The 4650-nt window shown below is 70.5% G+C and carries 5 protein-coding genes; all 5 read right to left on the bottom strand.

The annotated features are described in order from the left end of the window. Positions 1–30: 30 nt before the first annotated feature. Positions 31–429 (bottom strand): DUF2946 domain-containing protein, encoded by a 399-nt coding sequence (locus H0523_RS31520; RefSeq protein ID WP_054428614.1) that lies wholly within the window; start codon positions 427–429, stop codon positions 31–33. A gap of 25 nt (positions 430–454) precedes the next feature. Further along, entirely contained in the window at positions 455–1153 is a 699-nt protein-coding gene (urtE, locus tag H0523_RS31525; RefSeq protein WP_054428613.1) for an urea ABC transporter ATP-binding subunit UrtE, read from the bottom strand. Between the two features lies 1 nt (position 1154). Further along, positions 1155–1994, bottom strand: coding sequence for an urea ABC transporter ATP-binding protein UrtD (urtD, locus tag H0523_RS31530; RefSeq protein ID WP_054428612.1), 840 nt, complete (start codon positions 1992–1994; stop codon positions 1155–1157). Continuing rightward, the gene (gene urtC, locus H0523_RS31535; protein ID WP_054428611.1) at positions 1991–3118 is read right to left on the bottom strand and encodes an urea ABC transporter permease subunit UrtC; all 1128 of its coding nucleotides are present in this window, start codon (positions 3116–3118) and stop codon (positions 1991–1993) included. The genes urtD and urtC overlap by 4 nt, the downstream gene beginning before the upstream one ends. Then, positions 3115–4650 (bottom strand): urea ABC transporter permease subunit UrtB (gene urtB, locus H0523_RS31540; protein WP_180180295.1); only part of this gene is annotated, 1536 nt, incomplete at its 5' end. The genes urtC and urtB, both read right to left, overlap by 4 nt.

A 4650-nucleotide genomic window follows, 5' to 3' on the forward strand; every position in this document is an offset into this window, starting at 1 on the left:
GGCCGTCCGCGGGGGACGGCGTGCGCGCGCTCAGGCCGCGGGCGGGGCGCGCGGCTGGGCCGCGTGCCAGGCGTGGAGCGGGTGCGAGGCGCGGTAGAACAGCGCCGGGTAGGTGACGCCGCCGCTGGCGGGCGCCGGCAGCACGGTCAGGGAAGCGGGGGGAATGCCGAGATCGGCCTGCGGATTGCGGCAGAACGGGCAGTGGTTGCTGTCGCCATGATGGGCGGCGTGGTCGCCGGCGCCGTCATCGCTCTGCACCTCGATGGTCAGGGACGAGCGGCCGTCCGGGGCGCAGTAGTCCACCGTGACCTGGCGGCTGGCGTTGGGCAGGTGATTGCCATGCGCCAACGACGGAACCAGCGACGCCCACAGGATCGCGATCAGGGCGATCCAGGCGTAGCCGCGGTTCAGGAAGTGGGCGAGGTGCATGACGGCGCATTATATCCAAGCCTTTTCAGACGGAAAGATGGCGCCGCACGTCCTCCCCGTCGATGGCGGCGCGGTCGCCGCTGGCCACCACCTCGCCGCGCGACAGCACCACGAAGCGGTCGGCCAGCTCGCGGGCGAAGTCGAAGTACTGCTCGCACAGCAGGATGGCGATGTCGCCGCGTTGGCGCAGCATGTGGATGACGCGGCCGATGTCCTTGATGATGGACGGCTGGATGCCCTCGGTCGGCTCGTCCAGGATGATCAGCCTGGGCTCGGCCACCAGCGCGCGGGCGATGGCCAGTTGCTGCTGCTGGCCGCCGGACAGGTCGCCGCCGCGCCGCGCCAGCATGCTCTTGAGCACCGGGAACAGCTCGAACACTTCCTCCTTGATGCGGCGCGCGCGGGCGGCCGGCTTGGTGGCCATGCCCATCAGGATGTTCTCTTCCACCGTCAGCCGGGCGAAGATGTCGCGGCCCTGCGGCACGTAGGCCATGCCGCGCGCGGCGCGCTGGTGCGGCGCCAGGCGGGTGATGTCGGCGCCGTCGAAGTCGATGGCGCCGCGCGCCACCGGCAGCACGCCCATCACGCACTTGAGCAGGGTGGTCTTGCCGACGCCGTTGCGGCCCAGCAGCGCCAGGCATTCGCCCTGGTTCACGGCCAGCGACACGCCGCGCAGGGTGTGGCTGCCGCCGTAGTACTGGTCGATGGTGTTCACGTTCAGCATGTCAGCGCCCCAGGTAGACTTCGATCACGCGCGGGTCGGCCTGCACCTTGGCCATCGGCCCCTCGGCCAGCACCGAGCCCTCGTGCAGCACGGTCACCTTGCCGTCGCCGGCGATCTGGTTGACGAAATCCATGTCGTGCTCGACCACCATCAGCGAATGGCGGCCGCGCAGCTCGTTGAGTAGTTCGCCGGTGCGCTCGGTCTCGGCATCGGTCATGCCGGCCACCGGTTCGTCCAGCAGCAGCAACTGCGGCTCCTGCATCAGCAGCATGCCGATCTCCAGCCATTGCTTCTGGCCGTGCGACAGCAGGCCGGCGGGGCGGAAGGCCTCGGGCCGCAGCCGGATCAGGTCGAGCGTCTCGCCGATGCGGTCGGCCTGCGCGCCGGTCAGGCGCGCGAACAGCGTGGGCCGCACGCGCTTGTCGGTCTTCATCGCCAGCTCCAGGTTCTCGAACACCGTGTGCTGCTCGAACACGGTGGGGCGCTGGAACTTGCGGCCGATGCCGGCGTGCGCGATCTGCGCCTCGCTCAGCGTGGTCAGGTCGATGCTCTGGCCGAAGAACGCGGTGCCGGCGGTGGGGCGCGTCTTGCCGGTGATGACGTCCATCATGGTGGTCTTGCCGGCGCCGTTGGGGCCGATGATGCAGCGCAGCTCGCCCACGCCGATGTCCAGCGTCAGGTCGTTGAGGGCCTTGAAGCCGTCGAAGCTGACGGTGATGCCCTCCAGGTACAGGATGGCGCCGTGGCTGGTGTCCAGGCCCTTGGGGCTGACGCGGCCGTAGCCGGCGTCGCCGCTGGGGCCGCCATCCAGTATGGCGCTTTCGGTATGGGTGCTGGTCATGCGCGTCGCTCCTGGTAGCGGGCGGCCAGGCGCCGGGCCAGGCCGACGATGCCGGTGGGCAGGAAGAGGGTCACCAGCACGAAGATCAGGCCCAGCGCGTACAGCCAGAATTCGGGCAGCACGCTGGTGAACCAGGTCTTCAGGCCGTTCACGGCGCCGGCGCCGATGATGGGGCCGATCAGCGTGCCGCGGCCGCCGGTGGCCACCCAGATCACCATCTCGATGGAGTTCTCGGTGGACATCTCGCTGGGGTTGATGATGCCGACCTGCGGCACGTACAGCGCCCCGGCGATGCCGCACAGCACCGCCGACAGCGTCCACACGAACAGCTTGAAGCCGAGCGGGTCGTAGCCGATGAAGCGCAGCCGGCTCTCGGCGTCGCGCACCGCCGTCAGCACCCGGCCCAGCTTGGACTGGGTGACGGCGCGCGCCAGCACCAGCGCGCCGGCCAGCGCCGCCAGCGTGATCCAGTACAGCGCGGCGCGGGTGCCCGGCGCGGTGATGTCGAAGCCCAGGATGCGCTTGAAGTCGGTGAAGCCGTTGTTGCCGCCAAAGCCGGTGTCGTTGCGGAAGAACAGCAGCATGGCGGCGAAGGTCAGCGCCTGCGTGATGATGGAGAAATACACGCCCTTGATGCGCGAACGGAAGGCGAAGTAGCCGAACACGAAAGCCAGCGCGCCGGGCACCAGCACCACCAGCAGCATGGCGTACCAGAAGTGCTCGGTGAAGGCCCAGTACCAGGGGTAGTCCTTCCAGTCCAGGAACACCATGAAGTCCGGCAGGCGGCTCTGGTAGACGCCGTCGTGGCCGATGGCGCGCATCAGGTACATGCCGTGGGCATAGCCGCCCAGCGCGAAGAACAGGCCATGGCCCAGCGACAGGATGCCGGCGTAGCCCCACACCAGGTCCAGCGCCAGCGCCGCCAGGGCGTAGCACATGAACTTGCCCAGCAGCGCCACCGCGTAGGCCGAGATGTGCAGCGGATGGCCGGCGGGAAACGCCAGGTTCAGCAGCGGCGCCAGCGCCAGCAACAGCACGCCCGCGGCCAGCGCGGCCCAGGCGCGGCCGCTGAACAGGGGGCGGCGCGCCAGCAGGTTGAGATCGGTCAGCGCGGTCTGCTTCATTCGACGCTCCGGCCGCGCGGGGCGAACAGGCCTTGCGGCCGCTTCTGCACGAAAAGCACGATGAGCACCAGGATGGTGATCTTGGCCATGACCGCTCCCGCGTAAGGCTCCAGGAATTTGTTGACGCCGCCCAGGCCCAGCGCGGCGATGACGGTGCCGGCCAGCTGGCCGACGCCGCCCAGCACCACCACCATGAACGAATCGACGATGTAGCCGCGGCCCAGGTCCGGGCCCACGTTGCCCAGCTGCGACAGCGCCACGCCGGCCAGCCCGGCGATGCCCGAGCCCAGGCCGAAGGCCAGCATGTCGACGCGGCCGGTGGGCACGCCGACGCAATCGGCCATGCGCCGGTTCTGGGTGATGGCGCGCACGAACAGGCCGAGCCGGGTGTGGTTCAGCAGCGCCCACACCAGGAACACCACGAACAGGGCGAAGCCGATGATGACCAGCCGGTTGTAGGTCAGCACCAGGCCGCCCAGCACCGTGAAGCCGCCGGACATCCAGCTGGGGTTGCCCACCTCCACGTTCTGCGCGCCGAACAGCGTGCGCACGCCCTGCATCAGCATCAGGCTGATGCCCCAGGTGGCCAGCAGCGTTTCCAGCGGCCGGCCGTAGAGCCAGCGGATGACGGTGCGTTCCAGCGCCATGCCGACCAGCGCGGTGACCACGAAGGCCAGCGGCAGCGCCGCCGCCACGTACCAGTCGAGCCAGCCCGGCAGCCAGGCGCGGAACGCCGTCTGCACCAGGTAGGTGACGTAGGCGCCGATCATCAGCAGCTCGCCGTGCGCCATGTTGATGACGCCCATCAGGCCGAAGGTGATGGCCAGCCCCAGCGCCGCCAGCAGCAGCACGCTGCCCAGGCTGAGGCCGTAGAACAGGTTGCCGGCCCACTCGATGGTGGCCAGGTGGCGGTCGATGCGCTTGAGCGCGTTGGCGGCCGCTTCGCGCACGCCGGCGTCGGGTTCGGCGTAGACGCCGTCCTGCTGTTGCGTCAGCGCCGCCAGCGTCGGCCGGAAGGCGGCGTTGTCGGTGCGGCCGAGCAGATCGACCGCGTGGCGCCGCACCGCGGGGTCGGCGCTCTTGAGTTCGAGATTGGCCTGCGCGATTTCCAGCGCGGCGCGCACGGCCGGGTCCTTTTCGGCGGCCAGCGCCTTCTCCAGCAGCGGCAGGCGCGCCGGATCGCCGGTCTGTTGCAGGCGGCGGGCGGCGGCCAGTCGTTCCTGCGGGTTGTCGGAGAACAGCCGCGAGCCGGCCAGCGCCGCCTCGATCGCGCGCCGCAGCCGGTTGTTGATGCCGATGGAGGACGCCTCGGCCGGCAGCGCCAGGGCCGCGCCGGAGACCGGATCGGTGGCCTGGCCCTTGCCGTCGCCGATCAGCACGCGGCCGTCCGGCAGCGCATACAGCTGGTCGCTGCCCAGCGCCTGCAGCACCGCGGCCGCGCCCGGGCCGGTCTGCTGGCCCAGGGCGGCGATGGCCTGCAGCCGGGCGTCGGTGTCGTCGCCGGCCAGCGGCGCCAGCAGCGCCGGGTCCAC

Origin of the sequence: Achromobacter insuavis (assembly GCF_902859645.1) — a bacterium.
GTDB lineage: Bacteria > Pseudomonadota > Gammaproteobacteria > Burkholderiales > Burkholderiaceae_B > Achromobacter > Achromobacter insuavis.

Coding starts and splice junctions, on each gene's coding strand:
- urtD (WP_054428612.1), bottom strand. CDS start 1,994: ATGACCAGCACCCATACCGAAAGCGCCATACTGGATGGCGGCCCCAGC.
- urtC (WP_054428611.1), bottom strand. CDS start 3,118: ATGAAGCAGACCGCGCTGACCGATCTCAACCTGCTGGCGCGCCGCCCC.
- H0523_RS31520 (WP_054428614.1), bottom strand. CDS start 429: ATGCACCTCGCCCACTTCCTGAACCGCGGCTACGCCTGGATCGCCCTG.
- urtE (WP_054428613.1), bottom strand. CDS start 1,153: ATGCTGAACGTGAACACCATCGACCAGTACTACGGCGGCAGCCACACC.